Here is a 24,715-nt window from a genome sequence, read left to right on the forward strand (position 1 = left end):
GATATATCTAAAATTTATTTCACTTTTGTGGAGTGATTAGTCAGTCTATGATAGATAAAAGAAAAGAAATATTACAAGCGGCTTTGCGTTTATTTGTAGAACAAGGGTTTCATGGCACAGCCACGAGCAAAATAGCTCAAGAGGCTGGTGTAGCCAATGGAACGCTGTTTCATCATTTCAAAACCAAAGACGATTTAATTATTCGATTATATCTTGACATCAAAAAACAATTATTAGATTTTACTGAAAATCAAGCTCAAACACAAAAAAACACCAAAGAGAAAGTAAAGACTCATTATATTTATACTTTGTATTGGGCTTTAGACCATCCTTTGGAGTTTCATTTTATGCAACAAGTGAGCCTCTCTCCTTTTGCAAACCAAATACCCTTGGACGAAATTCAAGAACAAAAGAAGGCAGCTATAGAGCTTATTGAAGAAGCTATGGAAGGTGGATATATTCAAAAACTACCCATAGACTTTATTCATAGCCTGATTGGTATTCATATTTTTGGTGTGTATCAGTATATTTCAAAAAAAGAATTAGGTGAAAAACCGAAGAAAGAACTCATTGAGCAATCTTTTGAGCTTCTTTGGAAAATGCTTACATAAAAAATTTATCACTCAATCCGACTGATTAGTCAGTCTAAAATATTTACATCATGAAAAAATTCTTTAAATACACTTTTCTCTCCATACTCATTTTAATTATTGTTTTAACTATTTCTGTTATGATATTTACGCAACAAACAAAATTCGGAAAACTGCCTAGTGGCAAAAGGCTTGAAAGAATTGAAAAATCGCCTCATTATAAAGACGGCAAATTCCAAAACCTAAGCCATACCCCCGACCTTGCCGAAGGGGCAAGCTATCCAAAAGTAATGTGGGATTTCTTTTTTGGCAGAAGTAAACGTTCCACTCCAAAAAATATTTTGCCTTCTAAAAAAGTAGATTTGAAAAATTTACCCAAAAATCAGGATATTTTGGTATGGTTCGGTCATTCATCTTATTTTATTCAAACAGATGGAAAAACATTTCTTGTGGACCCCGTATTGAGTGGAGCAGCTTCGCCTATTAAGTTTACCACTCGTAGTTTTAAAGGAGCAGATGTTTATAGCCCTGATGATTTCCCTGAAATCGATTATTTACTCATTTCTCATGACCATTGGGATCATTTGGATTATGAAACGGTATTGGCTTTAAAACCTAAAATCAAACATATTGTAACAGGTTTGGGTACAGGTGAGCATTTTGAACATTGGGGCTTTGATGTAAAAAACATCTATGAAGGTGATTGGTACGAAAAGTTTGATTTTGAAGATAATTTTACCATTCATGTCACTCCTGCAAGGCATTTTTCAGGAAGAGGTTTATCAAGAAATAAAGCTCTTTGGGCATCTTTTGTGCTTCAAACACCTACCAAAAAATTATATATAGGTGGAGATAGTGGCTATGACAAGCATTTTGCAGAAATTGGCTCTAAGTTTGGTGAGTTTGATTTGGTTATTTTGGAAGCAGGACAATACAACGAATATTGGAAATATATCCACATGCTCCCACACGAAATTGTGAAAGCAGCTCAAGATTTAAAAGCCAAAAAACTTATGCCTGTACATTGGGGTAAATTTGTCCTTGCTCTTCATGCTTGGGATGAACCTATTCTAAAAGTATCAGAATATGGTTTAGAACAAAAAATGCCACTTCTTACCCCCATGATAGGCGAAGGGGTAGACTTTATGCAAACACAAACTTTTGAAACTTGGTGGAAAAAGGTGGATTAATTTATTACAAACCAAAATATTAATAATATTATTTCAGCAAAATCGTTTGTTATTTTATATAAAGTTGCACTGGTTATGGTTTTATATATCAAAAAAATATAATTTTACATTCAGTAAATTGATGAAAAATAACAAGTGTTATTGACTTCTAATATCATCATAAAGAAATGAACAATACTTCGTTTATATAATTTCATTACAACTATTCACTATCTATCGTAAAAAAAAATGTTCAAACAGAATTTGCTAAAAAAATTGTTTGTACTTGGACTTTGGGCTTCTACACTTTATTTACCCAACAATACCCAAGCACAAACCCAAACTGTTACAGAAGATAATTACACTTATCAGACTGTACAAGGAGATCCTACAAAAACACGTATATATACACTCAAAAATGGTTTGCGTGTATATATGACCGTGTATAAAAATGCACCACGTATCCAGACTTATATTGCTGTAAGAGCAGGTAGTAAAAACGACCCTGCTGATGCAACAGGTTTGGCTCATTACTTGGAACACATGGTTTTCAAAGGTACTACACAATTTGGAACTTCAGATTGGGCAAGCGAAAAGCCTTTATTAGATAAAATAGAGCAACTTTTTGAAACTTATCGTCAAACCAAAGATGAGGCAAAACGCAAAGCAATTTATGCGGAAATAGATAAAGTTTCAAACCAAGCTTCAAAATTTGCTATTGGTAACGAATATGATCAAATGTTAGGGGCTATTGGTGCAACAGGCACAAATGCTTACACTTGGTATGAACAAACTGTATATGTCAATGATATTCCTACTAATCAACTTGAAAAGTGGCTTAAAATAGAATCTAATCGCTTTTCGGATATGGTACCACGTATTTTTCATACAGAATTAGAAGCTGTGTATGAAGAAAAAAATATTTCCCTTGACAATGATGGTAGAAAAATGTCAGAACTGATGTTTGCAACACTTTTTCCTAATCATCAATACGGAACACAAACTACTATAGGTACGATAGAGCACTTAAAAAACCCTTCTCTAACTGAAATTAAAAAGTATTTTAACACTTATTATGTGCCTAATAATATGGCAATTTGTCTAAGTGGTGATTTAAACCCTACTGAAACCATTGCTTACATTGACAAATATTTTGGTGGAATGTCCCAAAAACCTGTTCCTGTTTTTTCTGTGAAAGCGGAACCACTTTTGACCAAAGTAATTGAAAAAGAGGTAACTGGTCCTGATGCTGAAAATCTCCAAATTGGATTTCGTTTACCTTCTTACAACACACGTGAAATGCAACTTGCCACTATGCTTGATATGGTACTTAGCAACAGCCAAGCAGGGCTTATTGACCTAAATCTGAATCAAACTCAAAAAGTACAAGGAGCATATTCTTCTGTATATCGTCTTAGAGATTATGGTATACATTTCTTAGGTGGAAGAGCAAAAGAAGGACAAAAACTAGAAGAAGTAAAAGATTTACTTTTAGGACAATTAGATTTGGTAAAACAAGGCAAATTTGAAGACTGGCTTCTTCCTGCTATTCTAAATGACTTTAAGAAAACTAAAATGTTACAAATGGAAAGTAACGATGCAAGAGCTGATGCTTTTGTAACTGCATTTATTTATGGTGTAGAATGGCAAGATATGGTCAATGAAATCAATGAGTTAGCGACCATTACCAAAGAAGAGTTGGTACAATTTGCAAATCGTTATTATGCCCAAAATTATGTAGTAGTTTATAAACGCAAAGGTGAAAAGAAGAGTCTTAAAGTAGATAAACCTACTATTACACCTGTTGAATTGAACAGAGATAAACGCTCCCCTTTTGTAAAAAACATATTAGAAACAGAAGCTAAAAAGATGTCTCCAGTATTTTTGGATTATGCCAAAGACATTACTACAAAAGACCTCTCAGGTAAAAATGTACAAGTTTTATACAAAAAAAATACGGAAAATGGATTGTTTTCTATACAGTATGTATTAGAAATGGGAACTCTACACAATAAAAAACTTGGGCTTGCAGTAGATTATTTGAGTTTCTTAGGTGACGATAAATATTCTGCACAAGATTTCAAAAAAGAGCTTTACAAATTAGGTTGTAGTTTCAATGTATTCTCAGGAAATGAAAGAATATATGTAAGCCTTTCAGGTTTGAATGAAAACTTTGAAAAAGCACTTATTTTATTTGAAAATCTTTTAGCTAATGCAAAACCTGATCAGGAGGCTTTTGATAATGTTGTAAAAAGAATATTGAAATCACGCAAAGATGCTAAACTCAACAAGGGTGCAATATTACGTTCTGGTTTGCAGAATTATGCTCAATATGGTGAAAAAAATCCTTTTAATGATATTATTCCTGAAAGTGAATTAAAAGCTATCAATCCAAAAGAGCTTACTGATCTGGTAAAGAATATTCTTCAATACCCACACAGAATTCTGTATTATGGTGGTGAAAGTATTGAAAATGTTACCAAAACTTTACAGAAAAATCATAAATTACCTAAAAAATTCCTTACAATTCCTGCACCAAGAGAATACAAGCAACTTCCTATTACAGAAAATAAAGTGTATTGGGCAGAATATGATATGGTGCAAGCTGAAATTTTGAGCCTTACAGAAGGTATCAAATACAACAAAGACCTATCACCAACTATCCAACTTTACAATGAATATTTTGGTGGAGGTATGAGTTCAGTCGTATTCCAAGAAATCAGAGAGTCAAAAGCTTTGGCATATAGCACTTATGCATTTTTCGGACAAGCTAACGATTTGAAGAAGCAAAGCTATTTTGCTTCATACATAGGCACACAAGCAGATAAATTGTCTGATGCACTCACTGCAATGGACAATATTGTCAATAATATTCCATCAGGAGATAGACAATTTGCAAATGCAAAAAGTCAAATTATCAGTAATTTGGAAACACAACGTGTTACAAAATCTGACATTTTGTTTGATTATATCTCTAGCCAACAACTTGGACTTACAGAAGATCCACGTAAAAATGCTTATAGTAAAATCCCTAATTTGAAATGGGAGGATATTTTGAATTTCCAACAAAAATATGTTAAAGGAAAACCTCGTATTACACTTGTAGTGGGCAAAAAAGAAAATTTAAATTTTGATGCACTCAAAAAATATGGTAAAGTAGAACAAATTTCTCTTGAAAAGCTGTTCGGTTATTAATCTTTTAGTATTTTGATTTTATGCAGATATACAATGTTTTGTTGTGTATCTGCATATTATTTTTTGTAATACATTGCAGGCTGTGCTAAAAATGAGAAAAATGAATTGCTAAGAGCTAATGCAATATGTACCACCACTGCTACCCAGATATCACCTGTTTTGAGAGTTAAATAGGATAATAACATTCCTAAAGGAATGGCTCCAACAGCTTCTTTTTGTCCTTTGGGTACATGAGCAATAGCATAAATAGCTACATTGACAAGCATTGCTGTCCAAGCTCCTGCTACTCTATATACACCAAATAATAAAAATCCCCTGAAAAGCAACTCATAAGCTAATAAATAGGCTATCCAACTGCTATATTCATGTATAAAAACCTTTATGGTCCAATATTTAGAACGTATTTGTGGATATACAAGTAAATTATCTGCTTTTTTAGCATTAAAATAGTTAATGGGAAGAATCAAACTTACAAGCCCCAATATCCACCATAGGGTTTCAAGACTTTCAGGACTTTTTACACCATAGTCTGCCCATGATTTTCCCAAAAAAACAAACATTATAATAATAGGTAATATGCCTAAAAAAACAACTCCTGTATAACGCTGAAAAAGAACAAAATACAATATTTGCTTATCAGGATTTGGATAACGAGCCGAAAAATAATTCTCCATAATTGCTGATTGGCTAATAAACCAATAAGCAATAAAACCCACTGTTACACTCACTAAAGCCAATACAGCCTCCAGTGATTTAGCATCTAATTCAAAATTCAAAATTTAAGTTGTTTAAATGTTAATGATTAAATACGTTACTATTGATTATTTTTATAAGTCCCCTAATTGTGGTCTAATCAATATTTCTTCCACGACGGTTTGTTCTGACATTTGATAAGCTCCCCATACACCCAAAGCTACATCTTCAGGCTTCATAAAACGTTCAGGAGGCAAATCTACACCCGCCCAACTATCTGTAAGGGTTGCTCCTGGAAGAATAGCTGTAACCCTAATTCCTTTAGGCTTCATTTCTTCTCTCAAAACTTTTGTCATACCATATAGAGCAAATTTTGAGATACAATACGACCCGCCATTTACATAAGGTGTAATGCTGGCAGTTGAGCAAATAGTAAATATATGCCCATTCTGGAAAGTTAACATCATATCCAATACACCTCTTGTTAAGTGATAAGCACTATACAAATTGGTTTCTATTTGGCTTTCAAGTACTCCTTCTACTTCATTGTGTACCTGCCCAGGCATAAATACACCTGTATTGTTTACAAGCACATGAACTCTTTGAGTTCTTGATTTTATAAATGTAACGAAACGTTGTACTTCAGTTTTAATGGATAAATCGGCTGATATAGCCGAAATTTGAGCATCGGGATAGTTTTTTTCTATATGTTTTGTAAGTTCCTCTACATTCTCAGGCTTACGAGAGCAAGTAAATACATGAAAACCTTCTTTAGCAAAATGCTCTACTATAGCCCTTCCAATACCTTTTGTACCTCCTGTTACTACTATTATCTTTTTTTCCATAGATTCATACGTTTTTTACAAATATAAACGAGTCTTTCAAAAATGTATGTTTTTTGAAAAAAAAAGTTAAAAATTAGCTATCTCATTATTTTTATTTACTCATCAAAGCTTTTAAAGCAAAAGTAGCTAGCCAATGCTCTCCTTCATAGTGATTATTAATAATATAAGGTAACGATTGTAACAAATGTTTTTCAGCAATGGGTTTTAAATGTGCTAATTCAGTATGTTGGCTAGATAAATCGTATAAATTCCAAGCTCTGCTAAAATTTAAACCATCCAAATGCACCAAAAATGTATCTGTCTGTTCAGAAACATGATAAGCCATTTCCCAAGAAAAATCTTTCTTAAACAATTCAGGAGCGAATTGTTTTGCCCATTCTAAAAACATTTTTTTATTTAGAATTTTATTCATCAAAGTCATTTCTTCCAAACAAGGTGAAAGAAAATCTGTACCACTGGTTTCCCATTTAAAAGGGCAATTTTTATCATTAAAAAAAAGTCTTTTGGCTTCTTTTTTTAGTTGTTGTTGATAGCTTTTATCTTGTATGCTCACAACATAATCCCAAGCCAAGTTCATTCCAAAAGCTGTATTATTATGTGCACCTACACGAATAGGATATTGTAATTGAGGTAAATACTGAAAAAACCTTCCTATAAGTAAATTTGTAAGAGGTTGTAAATTTTTAGCTAAATTATTAATTTCAGGTTCTGGATGAGTGTCTAACTCTTGCTGAAGTTGGAAAAGCCAAACCCAACCATAAGGTCTTTCAAAAGAATATTCATGTGACTTTTTTAAATAAGCAATTTCTTGTTTTATATTTTCTGCACTCAGATTTTGAATAAATACTTTTACAATCCACTTCTTTTGAGCTATTTGAGGATAAGCCCTTAACAACACAGCCAAAGTCCAATATCCATGTACAGACGAATGCCAATCGTAACAACCATAAAAAGCAGGATGTAATTGTTTGGGAGTTCCTAAATCTGATGCCTCATGAAGTACCTGATTGGTAGAATTGGGGTATTCTCTCTGTAAACAATTTAAAGGTAAATTGGCAAGCCTTTCAGCTTGTTTGCTATCTATTTTGATACTTTTTTGTTTGGGAAGTTTAGTCTTTTCTTCCTGACAAGACCATAAAAGTAAATAAACAAAAAACAACAAATACCTATAAATCAATATTTTACTTATTTTATTATTCAAAATTATTTTTTGATTTAGAAAATTACTTCACAATTGGGTAATAGTTTCTTTATTTTTTCTTCTTCTGTATCACTAAAATTATTGCCACTAAGCGTAAGCGTTTTCAAAAATTCTAAATTCTTTATTTCTTCTGGCAGACTGGTTAGTTTATTGTTGGAAAGATTTATCCAAGTCAGTTTTTTTAACTGCCCGATTTCTTTGGGCAAAGAAATAATTTGATTCCCTTCACAATTCAACTCTTTTAATTCACTCAATTCGCCTATTGTAGCGGGCAAACTTGTAAGTTTATTGATTTGGCAATCTAGTACTTGCAAATTCTTTAATTGTCCTATTTCTTTGGGTAAGGAGGTGAGTTCGTTTTGACCATAATAGAAATATTGCAAATTTTTTAATTCCCATATTTCCTTCGGTAAAATTGTAATTTTATTGCCATGACAAGAAAACCATTGCAAATTTTTTAATTGCCCTATTTCTTTAGGTAGCTTTGTTAATTTTGGGGAGCGAAACAATATGTTTTCAGGATTGATGTCTAATGCATAAACGTCAAGTGGTTTTTTGAGTGCATCTCTAAGATTTCTATATGTTTTTTGGCTTACAAGTGTTTCTTTGTCCAATAATTCTCCTTGTGCTTGTACATACGCATACATACACATCAATAAGAGAGAAAAGAGTATTTTTTTCATTTTTTTCATCTTAATAAGTAAAAAGAGCAATTTAATTGATAATACTATTAGAAACAATATTCAATTTTATATTTGAAATTCTGAATTTTTATTGTTATATTTTTAATCTGTTTTATGATTTTAAAATCTGAATAAAAAATCAAAAATAATTTTTATTTTTACAATAGTTTTAACACATAAAAATTATCAATCATGGCAAAAGGTCAGAATGCACAAAAAGAAAAAAAGAAGGAACCTCTAAAGACCACAAAAGAGAAAAAAGAGGAAAAAAAGCAGAAGAAAAATGCTTCTAAAAGAGATTAACGAAAAAACTCATTTCTACTTGATTGGTCTTCTAACCACAAGTGTTGGAAAGATACATAAAAACTTTCCTCCTTGTGGTTGGTATATTATCATCCAAAAACTTAAAAACTCGCAAGCACACTTACTATTGGGAAACACTTGTGATGATTGACAAGTAAATAGCTATTTTAATTTTAAACCTAAATATAAATTCAGCATGGCAAATAATTGGTATGTTTATCAAGAGGATATACATGGCGTAAATGGTTTATTGGCACACTCTTCTAAAGAGCTTCTAATAGATTATATCGTAAGTGAAGACTTCGTAGAAATTTGTATGCCTGATGGCATTTTAAAATCCGACATCATAAAAATTGAAGACTTGTCTCAGCAATTTTTGTCTAATAAAATTACACATATCCAATATGCAGCAGAATTGCTCAAGGTTATAGAAAATAATGCTGGAGATATTACGACTTTGTATATTGAAGATTTTGAAAGTTTGTGTGAAGGGAACAGCGATTTTGGTAAAATGGCAGTTACCTATTTCTATGAAATCAATAAGCTAAAACCTCTTGATCAAATTTCTAATGAGTTAAAAGACACTTTTAGAGATTTTCTTGACAATGCTGATGGTGTTTGGGTTGGCTAAAAACTTCTTAAATTCCACATTCTGGTTGGTAATATCCAACCAGAAATAAAAAAAATCATTTATCTCCAAATAGTTTTTTTTCTAAATAGTAACCTCCACCCCAGTCACAGCTACCATCATTAACTGTTTTTTTTCTCCTTTGTACTCTATCACATAAGTATCTGATGTCGTACAACAACAAGTTCTCACATAATTTGATTCTACTTCAAAACGCCTTATATTTTCAATATCCTGAGTGGTAAGTTCCTTAGATTTATCTCCCCAAACAATTGAGTATTTATCATTTTCTCTTTTGATAATTATGAATTTTTTAAATGAATGATAGCAACCAACTGAAGAAAAACAGATAGAATAGCTATCATTTTCACCAAGTTGGTCAATAATTGGTTTATATTTTTCTTTTGAGTAATCTATAAAATCAGCACATATTGTTAAAAAATACATCTCAGCTTTCGTAATATTTAAAGTTATGGTGTTCTCCTTTCCAATAAAAGTTTTATACATAAAAGTATATGTTCCAAACTCCAAATCTTTGAGAAATTCCATACTTATGCCTCTTAATTCAGACGTTAATGTCATATAGTATGTGTTGTTTTTATATATTTTCAACTCTGAAACATAAGTAAAAGCCGAATCTCTATGACATTCTTGAATCACTATGGTTAATTCAGCTTTATTTTGTGCATTTGTTTGAAAGCAAAGAAGCGTAAGAAAACAAATTAAGATTATATTATAGGCAGAATTCAATATTTTCATATAGTTATTGTTAATATTTCTAATAAAAATACAATATTAATCTACTGTAGTTCAAAATTTTATCATTTCATTATCCAAAATCTAGCTATTCGATAAGGTAATAAAACTACTGAAATGAATAAAGATGCATAAAAAGCGAAATTAGAAAATGCAAACAAAACTGGTATATATTTTATATAGTCTTTATCTATCCACAATTCTAAGTTTAAACTCATACATAATATTGGGTCATTACACCAAGATGAGTATCGTAAGTCTATAGTAAAAAATTTATACCAAAAAATTAAATTGAGACATATCAATAGTAATGTACTAAATCTATTTCGATAACAAACAATCAAAATATAGCTTAGTAAAAAAATATTTCGCATAGCAAATAGTCCTCTATAATCTTTCTCCTGTACACTCACCATCATATTAGAGACCAAAAACGATACAAGTAAAATAGCAACAACATAAGTAAAAAAGAGCTCAAAATATTTCATCTTGGTGTTTTGCCTAGTGTATTTTCAAAAAACTTTTCTAAAGCATTTATTTTATCTTCACACATATCTTTATCCATTCCTAAATAAATTTAAAGTATGTTTAAAATGTTTACACTAAAAACATATTTCCAAATATCCTAGTACTTTATCATTTTTACCATAAAAAATCATTGCATGGTGTGGTGCATAACTACAATTTTCATCAAAATATACTTCTAAATGGTCTCCTTTTTTATTACCATACAATATCTCTAAAAGGTCTTTCTTTTGTTGATTGTATAAATTTTGGGTCTTATAAAATATCTTTGGGTGATTCCAGTATTGAACATCAGGTTTATTATTTTTCCAATCCCAAATTTGTATTTCACTTCCTAAAGAAACATATCTATCTTTTTTTAATTCTACCAAATTTTTAAAACTTACAATCAATATTTTTTCAGTTTCTCTCACAAGAAAAATTGTATCTGAAACTTGTACTTTTTTACAATGATGATGGGAAGCTTTCTTAAAATTCTGTCCATTAGTATTATAAAAGAAAAAAAGTGTAATAACTAAAATGATTATTTTATTTTTCATAGATTAATAATTTTAATGTACATGAATCATTTTCCTTCTTTTGGTTGGTAATATCCAGCCAGAAATTTAATTCAGTTTAATTACTCCCACTGTTCCCATGCCAAGAGTGTAGTATCACATACCCCTGATAATTCTCCATACAAACCAAAATAATTAGACAAGGCTACTTCATCTTGTTTTTGAATAAGCATATTTATCAATTTTTCTAAAACATCTGCATATTTCAATTCAAACCAGCGAAAATCATTTCTACTATTATCTTTTACTCGAAATCGAAGTGTTTTATTTTGTTCAAAAATACATATTGCAAGCTCTTGTTGTTTTGTAGAAGTATAAGTGAAATAATAATTTGCATTTTGGCTCACTTTTTCTTGTAAAGGATTATTTGAATGGCTTTCCCAAGCATTTTGGATTAGTTTTTCAATAAGATTATTTGGTTCCATGATTTATTTCGTTTGAGATTACTTTTATCAAATTACAATTTTTTCAATTCTCATACAAACAAAAAATCCCTTTTTGGTAGTACCAAGAAGGGATTTAACTCTAAACTGAAAGGATTAAGCACCTTGTCCTGCGGAGAAGGCTTCTACACCATCAAACTTACATAAGTTTTCAGTCTTGATGATTGTATAACCTGCTTCCATTACTTTTTTCTGTAATTCAATAAAATCCGAGTATTTTACATCACCACCATTTCCTTTATAACGGCAACGCCAGTGGTCAGTGCAGAAAGTTTCTGGCAAACCATTAGGATATACTTTTACCCCACGATTGGTTATCATAGTCAGGTGTAAATCACCCGATTTAATATTTTCTAAAGCTTTTCCAAGTTTATTGGCATCTCTATCATCACAATATAAAAATAGATCATAACCTATAGTTTCTATTTTTGTAGGCTGTGCAGGGCGTACTTTTACTTTGATAGCTTCTTTCGCCTGAGAATAATCTACTGCTTTTAATTTAACAGGGCGTTGTCCTATTCTTGCAACAACTGCATCAGCAAACTCTTTTGTACCCACTTTTTCTGTACTTACACCTTCTTTAAAAATATCATAAGTATGGATTCCATCTTCAAGAGCTTTTATCCAAGCATTGTGTACTTTCTCAGCAACATCACCTTGCCCAATATGCACCAACATCTGAATAGCTCCTAAAAGTAATCCAGAAGGGTTTGCTAAATTTTGTCCAGCTCTACGAGGTGCAGAACCATGAATTGCCTCAAACATGGATACTTCTTCACCAATATTAGCAGAACCTGCAAGTCCTACAGAACCTGCGATTTGAGCAGCTACATCTGAAAGAATATCACCATATAAATTTGGCATTACAATGACATCAAATGCTTCAGGAGTATCAGCCAATTTAGCTGCTCCAATATCTACAATCCAATGTTCTTTTTCTAATTCTGGATATTCTTCTCCAATTTCATCAAATATTTTATGAAACAGACCATCTGTTTGTTTCATGATGTTGTCTTTGGTAAAACAAGTTACTTTTTTTCTACCATACTGACGAGCATACTCAAATGCATAACGAACGATTTTTTCTGTACCAGGGCGAGTAATGATTTTCAAGCATTGTACTACTTCAGGAGTTTGTTGATGTTCAATGCCAGCATATAAATCTTCTTCATTCTCACGAACAATAATTACATCCATCACAGGGTGTTTGGTATCTACATAAGGAGCATACGAAACACATGGACGAATATTAGCAAATAAACCCAACATTTTGCGAGTAGTTACATTCAAACTCTTGAAACCACCACCCTGAGGAGTCGTAATAGGAGCTTTTAAGAAAACTTTTGTTCTACGAAGCGATTCCCAAGCACTTTCGTCAATACCTGCAGTATTTCCACTTAAATATACTTTTTCGCCAATTTCAATAACCTCTGGCTTAATTTTGGCACCTGCTGCCATTAAAATTTTTAATGTAGCCTCCATAATTTCGGGACCGATACCATCGCCATAGGCAACTGTAATAGGAGTTAATTCTTGCATAACAGATTGTGTTAGATTAAAAAAATAGTAAAACTATCATAGAAAACCCTCTATTTATTAAAAAGTTCAGAAATTTTGTTTTTTTTTATATAATTTTTTTATATAATCCTCATTTTATGCATTTTACAAGTTAATAATTCATTTTTTTAGTAAAACACACCTTAGTAAAAGCTTACTCATTTAACTATATATATGTATGATTTATACAAATCATCTCTGAGTTCTTGTAATATAAAAAGCTTTATTACAATAAAATCATCATGTGTATAAAACTAAAGAATATGGAAATCATAAACATATTGGAGTAAGCATAAAATAAAGGAGAATACACAATTTTAACTGATTGTGATTTGTTTTTTGAGGAAGGCAAACAAGATGAATTGGTAGAACGTTTACAACAGAAACTTGGGAAAACAAGAGATGAAATTATTAAATTAATTAGTGGTGTATAATTATTATTTAAGTATTTACCTTTAAATAACAGGAATCATAAGATTTCTATGATAATTTTATTTGTCTGATTTTATAGTTTTATTTTATAATTTACTGGTTTTAGTCCCAACTCCCAATAGTTACAATAATCTCATTTCTTCTATTAAATAATTGGTAAGGACGATTATAGCTCAAAAAACGAAAATTACCATAATAAGCATAACCTTGGTCTTGTAAAATATGTTCCAATACTTTGATTTGTTCTCTGATTTTTTCATCAGAAGCAAAACCTGAAAATCTGATAGCTGCCACATATTCTCCAGAAATCACTTTGATAATGATATTGGAATCATTGGGAATAGGTAAGTTTTCTTTTGTATATGTTGTAGGCATGAGAAAACTCATCATGGAAGTAGATTCTCCTATATCCATGTGAATAGGGCCTATGATATTGATTCGTTTATTTTCTTTATTTGAACCAGATACATAATTGGCTAACTTACTAAAACCTATTCGACTCAAGTCTGTATAAGATTTTGTGGAAGAATGTATCCCAGCCATTGTAACCAATGGATAATATCTTATTTCAAAATTTTCTTTAGATTTAACTAAGTTATAATTTTTAGATTGATGGATAACAGCAAGGTAAACTTGAAATATAGCAAATATACCTACTAATATACTCACTCCAATAATGAAGGTTTTCATGATTTTATTTTTAAAATTTGACTTATCAATAAACCAAAATATTTTTTACACTTTTTTCTATGAGTTACAAAAGTAAATTTTTAGAAGATAGGAAGTATTACACCATTCTCAAAAAAAATTACATAATTCATTTATTTTCAGCAATATCCAAATAATATTTTATAAGTATGATATGTGTAAGCTTTAGCTTTAGATGTGTAATGCTTTATCTATGAAATACACCTAAATTTGTATTGTTCAATTATCAAATCACACTTTTAATCAAACAATCATGAACCATAGACTTAATACTCCTTTCACAAAGAATGGTTTTCAACAAGAATTAGAAGAGCGTAAGATTTTCAGAAAGATTAAACAACTGATTTCTTTTTTACTTAATTCAGCAAATCGTCTCCGTTTAACTGTAATGGGCTCTAATTTTAATCAAAAACCAAAAAATATAAATGGACATGTAGTTATGATGAAGAAACCTTCTGAGAGTAAATAAAAGTTATAATCATTTTATACTAAACATTTTATAATTATGAAAACTAAATGGATAAAACCTCTTTTATGGTATTTTTGTATAAGTATTCTACTAATAGGAACGATAAGCTGTGAAATATCCTCTAATCAAGATAACAAAAAAGAAAATAGTTCAGCCTTACTATTCCAACCTATTTTAGATTCCATTTATAACTATCATAACAAACAAGTTTTGGATAGTTCTAAAAAAGAGCCAACACTCAATATCATGCAAGAGGTTCGAACTATTTATCAAAAATATGAACAGAACATCCTAGATACACAACAAAAAAATAAAACCATAACAGATAGTTTAGAAAGTATGAATTGAAAAATTCGTGCTTTTTTCGAATATAGACATAAATATTTATCACTATGACAAAAATTCATGATAATACCGAAGCAGAAAAAGCAAAAGCACATATTATTATTGAGTTGATAGAGTATCTACCCAAGTCTGTAGTGAGTAGAACAATTATTAAAAAAACTACAGGGAATATTGCCCTCGTTTCTTTTGATGTGGGTGAGGAAATGGAAGAAAAAATATCTCCTTTTGACACATATATTCAAATTATTGATGGAGTAGCTTCTATTACCATTCAGGACAAAAATTATACGCTTACTTTAGGTGAAGGAATTATCATTCCAGCCCATGCAAAACATCATTTCAATGCCGATGAGCAGTTCAAAATGATTTCTACAACTATTAAAAGTGGATACGAAGACTTAAAAATACTTAGTTAGTGATATGAATATCATGAAGCAATATTTATTCTATTATTTTTGTTATTTGATAATGAAGCTATTTCTATGAAAAAATTAAGCCTGATTCAAGTATTTATTTTTAAACTTTATGAAATTATATGTAAAATACATGGTAAGCCTTCGTTGCAAGATGGTTGTAAAATCTGAACTTGAAAAATTAGGTTTTCACCTAATTTCAGTTGATTTAGGAGTAGCAGAAATATTTGAAGATATCTCATCTGATCAGAGAGAACAGCTCAAAGTAAATTTGATGAAGTACGGTTTAGAATTATTAGAGGATAAAAAAAGCATTCTGATTGAAAAAATAAAAAATGTTATTGTTGAGATGATTCATTATTTAGATGAAATTCCTAAGGTCAATTACTCTGAATACATTAGTGAAAAACTAGATTATGATTATGTTTATCTTGCCAACATTTTTTCAGAAGTGAAAGGTATTACCATCCAACATTACATCATCATGCACAAAATAGAGAAAGTCAAGGAACTTCTTTTATATGATGAACTTAACCTTACAGAGATTTCCTACAAAATGCACTATAGTAGTGTAGCTCATTTATCTAATCAATTTAAGAAAATAACAGGATTATCTCCCTCATTCTACAAAAAGCTTAAAAAGAAAAGAAAAAAAAATCTTGAAAATATTTAATAAAATATAAAACAGCATTTGTAATGCTGTTTTATTGGAGATATATAATTACTTTGCCTCTGTCTACATATTAGTAAGAATGCTTTTTTTAGTAAGCCTTGTTTCTATTGGTTTTAACAATTCTTCATCTTTTATCAGTTGTGGAAAATTTTTCTGAAGTCCTTTTGACAATACTTCCCAATTTCCTGTAATTTTAAAATCTTCGTTTGATTTAGTTGGTACATTCATGGTTTGTAGAATTTAAAATGTGAACTATTACAATGTAAACCTACATACCTTTTCTCAATAAATTCTTACATCTATTCTTTATAAACTTATGTATATCCTACTTTTTCTTTTTTTAGTATTTAAGTATTGTATTAATTTATTTTTTTGTTTCTCTCCACAATTCCCTCATTTTTATATATTTGCAAAAAGTTGCAAAAGCTGATATGGCACAAACCAAAAACCCTTTGTAACCATCCAAAAAACCTAATCGGAAGAAATAACTGTATATAAACTTCCAAACAGGATTGATAAAAACCTTATATAAAGGTGCTTTTTTTCCCTTCTGTACTGCTTCTTTTGCACCTATTTCTGTAAACTTATTAAATTGAGCAATATGCTGATGAATAGAATAATAACTATAATGTAAAATATCTCCTTTAAGTTTTATAAGTTTAGCATCATCATGAATTGTTAGTTGTTCATGAAGGCTTTGACCTTGCCATTGTGCTTTTTTTCGATTATATAACCTGATCTTCCTATCAGGATACCAGTCTGTATGTCGAATCCACTTACCAATATAGTTTGTCATTCGAGGCATTTCGTAGGCATCTGCTGTGAGAGTATTTTTGATAGCAAGAATTTCTTTTTTTAATTTTTCTGAAAGCTCTTCATCAGCATCTAATGAAAGAATCCAGTCATTTTCAGCTTGGGCATCTGCAAAGTTTTTTTGTTCTACATAACCCAAAAAAGTTTGCTCTATAAATTTCACACCATATTGCAGACAAATATCTTTGGTTTTATCTATGGAAAAAGAATCTACAACTACAACTTCATCAGCAACTCCTTTCACAGATTCAAGACATCTGGCTATATTCTTTTCTTCGTTGAGGGTAATTATACTAACCGAAATTTTTATCATAATCAAAAATCAGCTTACTTTTTAAGTACTTTTGGTATAAATTGATAGATTTACAAAATGCTTTTATTAAAGTACAATACTATGAATAAAATCGTTACGATTCTTGCCTTTTTTTTGATAAATGTAGCCATAGCTCAAAATATACATCCATCTCAAATTGTTTTGAAGGTTCGTACACAAGGTGTATTACCCCATCAGATTTCGTGGTTGAGTAATGAAGTTCCAAAAAAAGCTTTCCCAAAACATCAATCTCCTGACCCTAAAGCAAAAAGCAGAAGTGGTAAGCCTTTGGTCGATTTATCACGCATATACTATCTCAATCTCAAAAATAATATAACTGTTGACCAAGCTTTATCTGTTTTAAAAGGAGATAAAACTTTAGAATATGTATCGCCCATTCATATTCCACAGCCTTTATTTATGCCTAATGACCCAAGTATTACTTCTACAGACCCCGATTATAGCCAATATTATCTTGAAAAAATCAAGGCTTATGAAGCATGGGATATTCAACAAAGTAATCCTTCTACAGTGATTGGTATTATTGATTATGGTTTCAGAACTACTCACGAAGATTTAATTGGTAATCTGCATCCAGATTATATAGATTTAGGCAATAATGATTTCAATTTGAGCTTACCCCACCCTTTTAGTTATCATGGTGGAGCTGTGGCAGGAGTGGCTGCTGCCACTCCCAACAATGGCATTGGTATTGCTGGTGTGGGCTATAATAGCCGTTATTTGCCTGTAAAAGCCATTACTGATGCTCTAAATATTTTTCGTTTTGATGCTGCTGTCATTTATTTGGCAGACAGAGGGGTACAAGTTATCAATATGTCATTTGGATATGCTGGCAATCCTGATGAATATTGGGAAGATATTGTAAACTATGCTGTTATCAATAAAGATGTTGTGATGGTGGCTGCTGCTGGTAATGATGGAAATACAGGTCGTTATTGGCCTGCAAGTTACAAAAACGTGATTTCTGTAGCAGGAACAACCTCTTCGGATACCAAATGGAGTGGAAGTAATTACAATTATGAAGTAGATATCACTGCACCAAGCGAATTTATTCATACTACTTATTATAATTGTTGTGCATATTCAGGAGCATTCAATAATAATAACTCATATATCCCTGCTTTGAGCTTCAATATGAGTGGAACGTCTTTTGCTGCCCCACAAGTATCTGGAGCTATTGCACTTATGCGTACACAGTTTCCAAGTTTGGATGCTTTTCAGGCTATGGAACGAATCATTGCCACTTCTGACAATATTGATGCCTTGAATCCCAGTTTCGCAGGACAAATGGGAAAAGGCAGATTAAATGTTTTTAGAGCCGTTTCAGAAACCAATGTAAAGGCTATACATTCAGAAAATCAAAGGTTTATCAACAATACTGACCCTTTTGCTTCATTTCAGGCTGATTTGGCAATGGATTTTAAAAATTTGCTCTCTCCTACTTCCAATTTAACAGCCACTCTGAGTAGTCTTTCACCTTTTGTAACAGTAATTTCTAGTACTGTCAATTTAGGTGTGATGAATGCCAATGAAATAAAAAACAATATCACAACACCATTTAGAATCCAAGTTGCCCCTAACACCCCTTACAATACTGAGATTGTTTTAAGAATAGATTATCAGGATGGGGCTTTTACAAATTATGAATACTTTAAAATCGTTGTCAATCCCGATTATGCTCATATAGACATCAATGATTTGACGCTTCATGTAGGTAGAATGGGGAAAATCGCAGAATATTTCTATCCATACAGAAAAAGTGTAGGCTACAACAATGCTGGTGATTATACTACCATTGCATACGCAGGAGGTTTGATACTCAGCACACACCAAGATTCTCTTGTTAATTCTGTTCCCAATTATACAGGTGGTACTACATCAGACTTTGATACCTCTGGAGTTAATTCATTTACTATTTTTAAAGACAATACTTATCAAGAAATAAAGGCAAATTTTAAAGACAATATTGCAAATCGTCCCAAGCTCAAAATTCAGAAAAAGGCTTATGCCTACCAAGCAAGCCCTAACAATAAGTTTATCATTGTCGAATATGATATAACCAACGATTCCACCCGAACCATTCAAAACTTGTATGCTTCTGTATTCACCGATTTTGATTTATCTACTTATACTCAAAACAGAGCAGATTGGGACAATACACTCAAATTGGGTTATGCCTATCATAGTTCAGGAAATTTGTATGCGGGTATCAAGCTTTTGACTACTCAAACACCTAATTATTATGCATTTAACAATAATGGTAGTAGCAGTTCTTTGAATTTGTATGATGGTTTTACTAAAACAGAAAAACATACAGCCGTTTCAAATGGATTGGCTCGTACACAGGCAGGTACAAGCGGATTGGGTACGGATGTTTCTCTTGCTACAGGAGGTACTATTACCAATTTAGCACCCAATGAAACACGCAAAATTGCCTTTGCGTATGTAGTGGGAGATAATCTTACAGAGCTACAAGAAAACGCTCAATTTGCACAAGATAAATTTATTGAAGTAAATACCACTCCACTGCCCAATATAGCCAGTTTGCTTACAGTTTGTAATCAGGGAAGTATTACTTTAGCACCCAATAATGGTGTTTTATTTGATTTTTATGATAGTTTTCCGCTTACTACACCTATTTTTTCAGGAAGTAGTTTAACATTAAATAATCTTATTAATAATCAAACCATTTATATTGTTGGTAAAGATAAACTTTATCCCAGTACTACCAAAACAGTCAATATTCAAGTAGCACCTCTACACAAAGCCCAAATTGTTGCTACTCCATATTTAAGAACCGAATGGTTTTTTGAAGATTACAGTACCAATGCTACAAATTCTATTTGGGATTTTGGAGATGGCTCAACGGGCACAGGTAAATATGTAAGGCATACTTTTCCAACTACTCAAAATTATACCATTAAATTAATCAGTTCTAACACTTTGGGATGTATAGATTCTACAACCAAAACCATTAGTGTGGTAGCTTCATTGGATAAAGATTTAGAAAACATTATTGTTTATCCAAATCCTACTGAAAACAAAGTATTTATAAAAGGAATTGTGAATATTCAGTGGCAATTGCAAAATGTGTGGGGAAATATTGTACTAAAAGGCAGAGAAAATGAGTTTGATTTAAAAGTATTACCTTCTGGCTTGTATTATTTACAGATTAAAAATCTTTCAGGTAGTATAAAAACATTTAAAATTGTGAAAAAATAAAAGAAGTATGACATACTTGCCCCGTATAGCCTCTTTGGAGGATGAATCTAAGATTTTGACACTTTATAAAACTGTTGCAAGGATTTCAGGTGGTATTGCTCGTATAGAATCAGAAATCACAGAAAGTTATATCAAAAATAATTTAGAAAAATCTTTAAAAACAGGTGTTTGTTTGGTTATCCCTCACCCAGAAAACGAAAAAGAGCTGATAGCTGAAATACATTGTTCTAAATTAGAACCTCAGCTTTTCAAACATACACTTTCAGATTTAACCATTGCTGTTCATCCTGATTTTCAAGGGAAAGGTGTAGGGAAAGCTATCTTTATGCATTTACTTAATCATATAGAAAACTCTCGAACTGATATTTTGAGAGTAGAGCTTATCACAAGAGAGAGTAATCAGAAAGCTATTACATTCTATCAAAAAATTGGATTCAAAATTGAAGGCAGATTTGAAAATAAGATTATCAATCCTGATGGTACTTTTGAAGCTGACCTTCCTATGGCTTGGATGAATAAGAATTTTAAAATATAATAAAAATCCTCTTTTCATCAAACAAATTTGCTCTCTGATAGTTACCTTAAAAAAACTGTCAGTTATGCTAAAAAAAATAATTGTAATACTATCGTCCATTTTATTATTCTTCATTTTAGCAATAGGTGGTATTTCTTGGTATTTATATAAAAATCAAGAAGTTATTGCAGATTATGTACTCAAAGAACTGAATAGTAAACAAAAGGGTTATACAAAATTAGAGAAAGTCAATGTAGATTTGCTTACCAACTTTCCTTATATCTCTATTGACCTCAGAAATGTAGTTTTCTATCCTTCTAAACAAGATACACTGAAACCTATCTATAAAATTCAGGATATATATTTGGGTTTTAGTTATACAGATGTAGCTGCTGGAAATTATAATGTCAAAAGAATTACAGTCAAAAAAGGTGAATTACATATTGAACGCTACGAAGATGGAAGTATTAATTTGTTATTAGCCAAAGCCATTGATAATCAGAAAACTGACACTAGTAAAATTGGCAAAAAACTCTCTTTTGATATCAAAAAAATCACTTTAGAAGATCTTAAAATTACTAAAAAAGATTTTGGACAAAAGTCTTTTGTAGCTGTTCATTTTCAAAAATTAAAATCATCTGTGAAACTTACTGATAAAATGGTTTCTAATCATATTGAAACAAAGTTTGAGCTTTTAAAGCTCGAAATTGAAGATTCTATTTGGTTCAAAAACAAACATTTGCATTGGGAAACAGATTTAGATTATCATTTTGATAAAAAATTTCTCACCATTCGCCCCAGTCAGTTTGAGTTGGAAGAAGCAGAATTTGCCATCAAAGGAACTGTAGATTTAGCCAAAAACGCATTTTTAGACCTCGATATTTCGGGAAAAAAACCTGATTTCAAGCTTATTACATCTTTTGCTCCACCCAACATTTATGAAAAACTCAAAAATTATAAAAATGAAGGAGAAGTTTATTTTAAGGGTAAAATTGTGGGAGAAGCCATCAATGGTATGCCTAAAATAGATTTGGAGTTTGGGTGTAAAAATGCCCAATTTATCAATCCTGACATAAAAAATAATAGTATCAAAGATTTAAATATATCAGGTTTTTTCACGAATGGAGCTAAACGAGATTTAACCACCTGTGAATTGTATGTAAAACAAATGAGTGCTAATCCTTCTGATGGTACTTTCAAAGGTAGTTTTCATATCAAGAATTTTGCAAACCCCTATGTTTCTGTAGATGTTCATTCTAATTTAGATTTATCTACGCTTCAAAATTTCTTCGATATTCCTGCACTGAAAGGCTTGCAAGGCAGACTTATCATAGATATGACCGTAGATGAACTTTTAGACTATAATGATGTTCCAACTACTTTAGGAAAATTAAAAGATGGTACAGATAGTCGTCTGATTCTCAAGAATATCAAATACAAGCCTTCTTTCTATCCCTATCCCATTTTATTAGATGGAGAAGTAGATATTATGGATGGCAAATTGGTTTTAAAAGAGTTTATCACTAAAATTGGAACATCAGACTTCAATATTAAGGGTGATATTAGCAATCTCGCAGCATTTTTACATGGACAGGAAGCTGAAATAGATATGAATTTGATGGGTTCATCCAAACTGATAGACTTTACAGCACTGACAGGCAACAAAATAGATGAGCAATTACAAGACTTAAAGTATAATTTAGAGTTCAAAACGTCTTCCAAGTATTTAAAAGGTACACATGGTATTCCTCAAGGAGAATTTTTTGTTAAAGATTTATTTTTCAAACTCAAAAATTATCCCCATGCCATTCACGATTGGCATATTGATATTATCATAGATGAACAAGAAATGAAAATGAAACTCTTTGAAGGTGAATTAGATGAAACAGATTTTCACTTGTTTGGTTATATCAAAAATTATAATGCTTTGTTTAATGAAGAAAAGAAACAAGAATTGATAGACGCCTCTCTAAGTTTTAAATCTAATCATATCAAGTTTAAAGATTTATTCACCTACAAAAACACCAACTTTTTGCCCAAAGATTACCAATCTGAAACCATTGATAATTTTATTTTGGATGCTTCTTTGAAAATACCAGCAAATAATATATTGAATAACAAATACTTTGAAAATACCACATTGAGTCTTCGAAAATTTGATGGCGTTTTTAAAGTTCATAATTATGGTCTCAGAGAAATTGGGGGCGATTTTATAGCCAAAGCAGGAGGCATGAAAATCAGTAATTTTCATGGTAAAATTGGTAAAAGCGATTTTGTCATTGACGTTGATATAGAAAGTGTGGCAAAACTCATGGCTTCTGATTTTAAAGGAAAGAAAGTAATTCAACTGAAGTCTAACATCATGGATTTGGATGAACTTATGGAAATTCAAGGAAAAACATCTCAAACCACAGAACAGCCCAAAACAACAGAACAACATGCAAAGGCTTTCAATATTTTTGATATTCCTTTTCCAAATTTAGATATCAAAACCAATATTGGAAGATTTAAATACAAAAAGTACAATTTTTCTCAGTTCAATACAACCTTACGCATACAACCCAATCATTATGTTTATGTAGATCAATTAGATATGCAAACAGCAGGTGGTCAGGTAAATATCAATGGTTATTTCAATGGTTCAGACCCTAAGAAAATCTATTTTAAGAGTACCATCAAAGCAGGTAACTTAGACTTGGATAGAGTTTTCTATAAAATGGATAATTTTGGACAAGATTATTTGGTCAGTGAAAATGTACATGGAAAAATTACAGGCACTATTCAGTCTAAAGTACTCATGCACCCCGATTTAGTTATCAATCTGCGTGATACAGAAGCTCATATCGAAGCAACTATCAAAGATGGTAAACTTACGAACTTTCCACCCTTCAAAATGATGGATAAATTTATGGGGGATAAGAATTTAGAAGATGTTCGCTTTGGAGAATTAAAAAATATTTTAGATGTAAAAAATGGAAATATTTCTATTCCTAAAATGGAGATTAGTTCTACTTTGGGCTATATGATGATTTCAGGAAATCAAAACTTTGATAAAGATTTAGCCATGAAATACACTGTTGAAGTGCCTTCGTTTGTCATTAAAGATGCTATGTGGAATTATCTGTTCAAACGTAAGAAAAAGCCAAGCAGAAACGATATTGAAGAAGTAACCGAAGGTTCAATTATTTCATCTGAAGACAAAAAAAGTAAACGTTCGGCTGTTGTAGATATTTTTGGTAATCCTGATAAATTTGATTTTGATTTTCAGGGATTTAAAAAGAATAAAAATTAATTTTCTTACTGAAAACATTTGGCAAAAAACGCCTTCAAAGGCTCTGTAATGGCTGTTTCGTTGGGTGCTCCAATGGCATCATTAATACCCTCGTGGTCGTATTGGCTGCCATTGACCTGACTGACGTCCACACCAACCGAACTTAATTTACTGATGAAGGTATCTGCAAAACCTATTCTGGTTGCTGAACCTCGTTTAGCTACAAAAAACTTTGGATATACTCTACCTGTAAATAAATGATTAATGGGTGACGCTTCCTGCCATGTAGCAGAATTATTGCCAAATGCATTCAGATAGACAGCCTCCCCTTCATTTCCTTGTATAGATACATCATAGCCTTCTGTGTCTATACTGG

Annotated in this window: 22 protein-coding genes and 1 pseudogene; 12 read left to right on the forward strand and 11 right to left on the reverse strand. The window is 31.3% G+C overall.

Going from position 1 to position 24,715, the window contains the following annotated elements; translation table 11 throughout:
- Positions 1-50 precede the first annotated feature (50 nt).
- The 3 genes from AD998_15070 to AD998_15080 all read left to right on the forward strand — a co-directional run bounded on the left by AD998_15070 (position 51) and on the right by AD998_15080 (position 4,954).
- The gene (locus tag AD998_15070; GenBank protein KOY88229.1) at positions 51-611 is read left to right on the forward strand and encodes a hypothetical protein; all 561 of its coding nucleotides are present in this window, start codon (positions 51-53) and stop codon (positions 609-611) included.
- 50 nt (positions 612-661) lie between these two features.
- Positions 662-1,780: an MBL fold metallo-hydrolase gene (locus AD998_15075; protein ID KOY87296.1), complete on the forward strand. Its 1,119-nt coding sequence runs from the start codon at positions 662-664 to the stop codon at positions 1,778-1,780.
- A 243-nt stretch (positions 1,781-2,023) separates the two neighbouring features.
- Positions 2,024-4,954, forward strand: coding sequence for a peptidase M16 (locus AD998_15080; GenBank protein KOY88230.1), 2,931 nt, complete (start codon positions 2,024-2,026; stop codon positions 4,952-4,954).
- Between the two features lie 56 nt (positions 4,955-5,010).
- Here the strand turns inward: AD998_15080 and AD998_15085 are convergent, their stop codons facing one another.
- The 4 genes from AD998_15085 to AD998_15100 form a co-directional block, all read right to left on the reverse strand.
- Positions 5,011-5,730: a hypothetical protein gene (locus AD998_15085; protein ID KOY87297.1), complete on the reverse strand. Its 720-nt coding sequence runs from the start codon at positions 5,728-5,730 to the stop codon at positions 5,011-5,013.
- A gap of 51 nt (positions 5,731-5,781) precedes the next feature.
- Complete coding sequence (locus AD998_15090; protein KOY87298.1) at positions 5,782-6,492, reverse strand: short-chain dehydrogenase; 711 nt, start codon at positions 6,490-6,492, stop codon at positions 5,782-5,784.
- 91 nt (positions 6,493-6,583) lie between these two features.
- Positions 6,584-7,681, reverse strand: a complete 1,098-nt coding sequence (locus tag AD998_15095; protein ID KOY88231.1) for a hypothetical protein — start codon at positions 7,679-7,681, stop codon at positions 6,584-6,586.
- Between the two features lie 26 nt (positions 7,682-7,707).
- A complete protein-coding gene (locus AD998_15100; GenBank protein ID KOY87299.1) occupies positions 7,708-8,340 on the reverse strand; it encodes a hypothetical protein in 633 nt (210 codons plus the stop codon).
- 535 nt (positions 8,341-8,875) lie between these two features.
- On the opposite strand from AD998_15100, the gene AD998_15105 reads away from it, so the two are divergent.
- Positions 8,876-9,310 carry a hypothetical protein gene (locus AD998_15105; protein ID KOY87300.1) on the forward strand — a complete coding sequence of 145 codons (435 nt, stop codon included), beginning with the start codon at positions 8,876-8,878 and terminating at the stop codon, positions 9,308-9,310.
- An 81-nt stretch (positions 9,311-9,391) separates the two neighbouring features.
- Here the strand turns inward: AD998_15105 and AD998_15110 are convergent, their stop codons facing one another.
- The 5 genes from AD998_15110 to AD998_15130 all read right to left on the reverse strand — a co-directional run bounded on the left by AD998_15110 (position 9,392) and on the right by AD998_15130 (position 13,127).
- A complete protein-coding gene (locus AD998_15110) occupies positions 9,392-10,066 on the reverse strand; it encodes a hypothetical protein (protein ID KOY87301.1) in 675 nt (224 codons plus the stop codon).
- A gap of 62 nt (positions 10,067-10,128) precedes the next feature.
- Entirely contained in the window at positions 10,129-10,551 is a 423-nt protein-coding gene (locus tag AD998_15115) for a hypothetical protein (GenBank protein ID KOY87302.1), read from the reverse strand.
- A 114-nt stretch (positions 10,552-10,665) separates the two neighbouring features.
- Positions 10,666-11,127, reverse strand: a complete 462-nt coding sequence (locus AD998_15120; protein ID KOY87303.1) for a hypothetical protein — start codon at positions 11,125-11,127, stop codon at positions 10,666-10,668.
- Between the two features lie 80 nt (positions 11,128-11,207).
- Positions 11,208-11,570 carry a hypothetical protein gene (locus AD998_15125; protein ID KOY87304.1) on the reverse strand — a complete coding sequence of 121 codons (363 nt, stop codon included), beginning with the start codon at positions 11,568-11,570 and terminating at the stop codon, positions 11,208-11,210.
- Between the two features lie 114 nt (positions 11,571-11,684).
- Positions 11,685-13,127 (reverse strand): isocitrate dehydrogenase, encoded by a 1,443-nt coding sequence (locus tag AD998_15130; GenBank protein KOY87305.1) that lies wholly within the window; start codon positions 13,125-13,127, stop codon positions 11,685-11,687.
- Between the two features lie 335 nt (positions 13,128-13,462).
- Here AD998_15130 and AD998_15135 point away from each other — a divergent pair.
- A pseudogene (locus AD998_15135) lies at positions 13,463-13,579 on the forward strand (general stress protein CsbD).
- A 100-nt stretch (positions 13,580-13,679) separates the two neighbouring features.
- On the opposite strand, the gene AD998_15140 reads toward AD998_15135, so the two are convergent.
- Entirely contained in the window at positions 13,680-14,267 is a 588-nt protein-coding gene (locus AD998_15140; GenBank protein ID KOY87306.1) for a hypothetical protein, read from the reverse strand.
- A 271-nt stretch (positions 14,268-14,538) separates the two neighbouring features.
- Between AD998_15140 and AD998_15145 the strand changes: the two genes are divergently transcribed.
- The 4 genes from AD998_15145 to AD998_15160 all read left to right on the forward strand — a co-directional run bounded on the left by AD998_15145 (position 14,539) and on the right by AD998_15160 (position 16,185).
- A complete protein-coding gene (locus AD998_15145) occupies positions 14,539-14,754 on the forward strand; it encodes a hypothetical protein (protein KOY87307.1) in 216 nt (71 codons plus the stop codon).
- Between the two features lie 36 nt (positions 14,755-14,790).
- Positions 14,791-15,102, forward strand: a complete 312-nt coding sequence (locus AD998_15150) for a hypothetical protein (protein KOY87308.1) — start codon at positions 14,791-14,793, stop codon at positions 15,100-15,102.
- A gap of 44 nt (positions 15,103-15,146) precedes the next feature.
- The gene (locus tag AD998_15155) at positions 15,147-15,515 is read left to right on the forward strand and encodes a cupin (GenBank protein ID KOY87309.1); all 369 of its coding nucleotides are present in this window, start codon (positions 15,147-15,149) and stop codon (positions 15,513-15,515) included.
- A 109-nt stretch (positions 15,516-15,624) separates the two neighbouring features.
- Complete coding sequence (locus AD998_15160) at positions 15,625-16,185, forward strand: AraC family transcriptional regulator (GenBank protein KOY87310.1); 561 nt, start codon at positions 15,625-15,627, stop codon at positions 16,183-16,185.
- Positions 16,186-16,549: 364 nt separating this feature from the next.
- Here AD998_15160 and AD998_15165 read toward each other — a convergent pair whose 3' ends face one another.
- Positions 16,550-17,311: a glycosyl transferase gene (locus tag AD998_15165; GenBank protein KOY87311.1), complete on the reverse strand. Its 762-nt coding sequence runs from the start codon at positions 17,309-17,311 to the stop codon at positions 16,550-16,552.
- 81 nt (positions 17,312-17,392) lie between these two features.
- On the opposite strand from AD998_15165, the gene AD998_15170 reads away from it, so the two are divergent.
- The 3 genes from AD998_15170 (at position 17,393) to AD998_15180 (ending at position 24,360) form a co-directional block, all read left to right on the forward strand.
- On the forward strand, positions 17,393-20,554 hold the full coding sequence (locus AD998_15170; protein KOY87312.1) for a hypothetical protein: 3,162 nt from the start codon (positions 17,393-17,395) through the stop codon (positions 20,552-20,554).
- Positions 20,555-20,561: 7 nt separating this feature from the next.
- Positions 20,562-21,089 (forward strand): acetyltransferase, encoded by a 528-nt coding sequence (locus tag AD998_15175; GenBank protein ID KOY87313.1) that lies wholly within the window; start codon positions 20,562-20,564, stop codon positions 21,087-21,089.
- 64 nt (positions 21,090-21,153) lie between these two features.
- A complete protein-coding gene (locus AD998_15180) occupies positions 21,154-24,360 on the forward strand; it encodes a hypothetical protein (protein KOY87314.1) in 3,207 nt (1,068 codons plus the stop codon).
- Positions 24,361-24,715 lie beyond the last annotated feature (355 nt).

This window comes from bacterium 336/3, assembly GCA_001281695.1.
Taxonomy (GTDB): domain Bacteria; phylum Bacteroidota; class Bacteroidia; order Cytophagales; family Thermonemataceae; genus Raineya.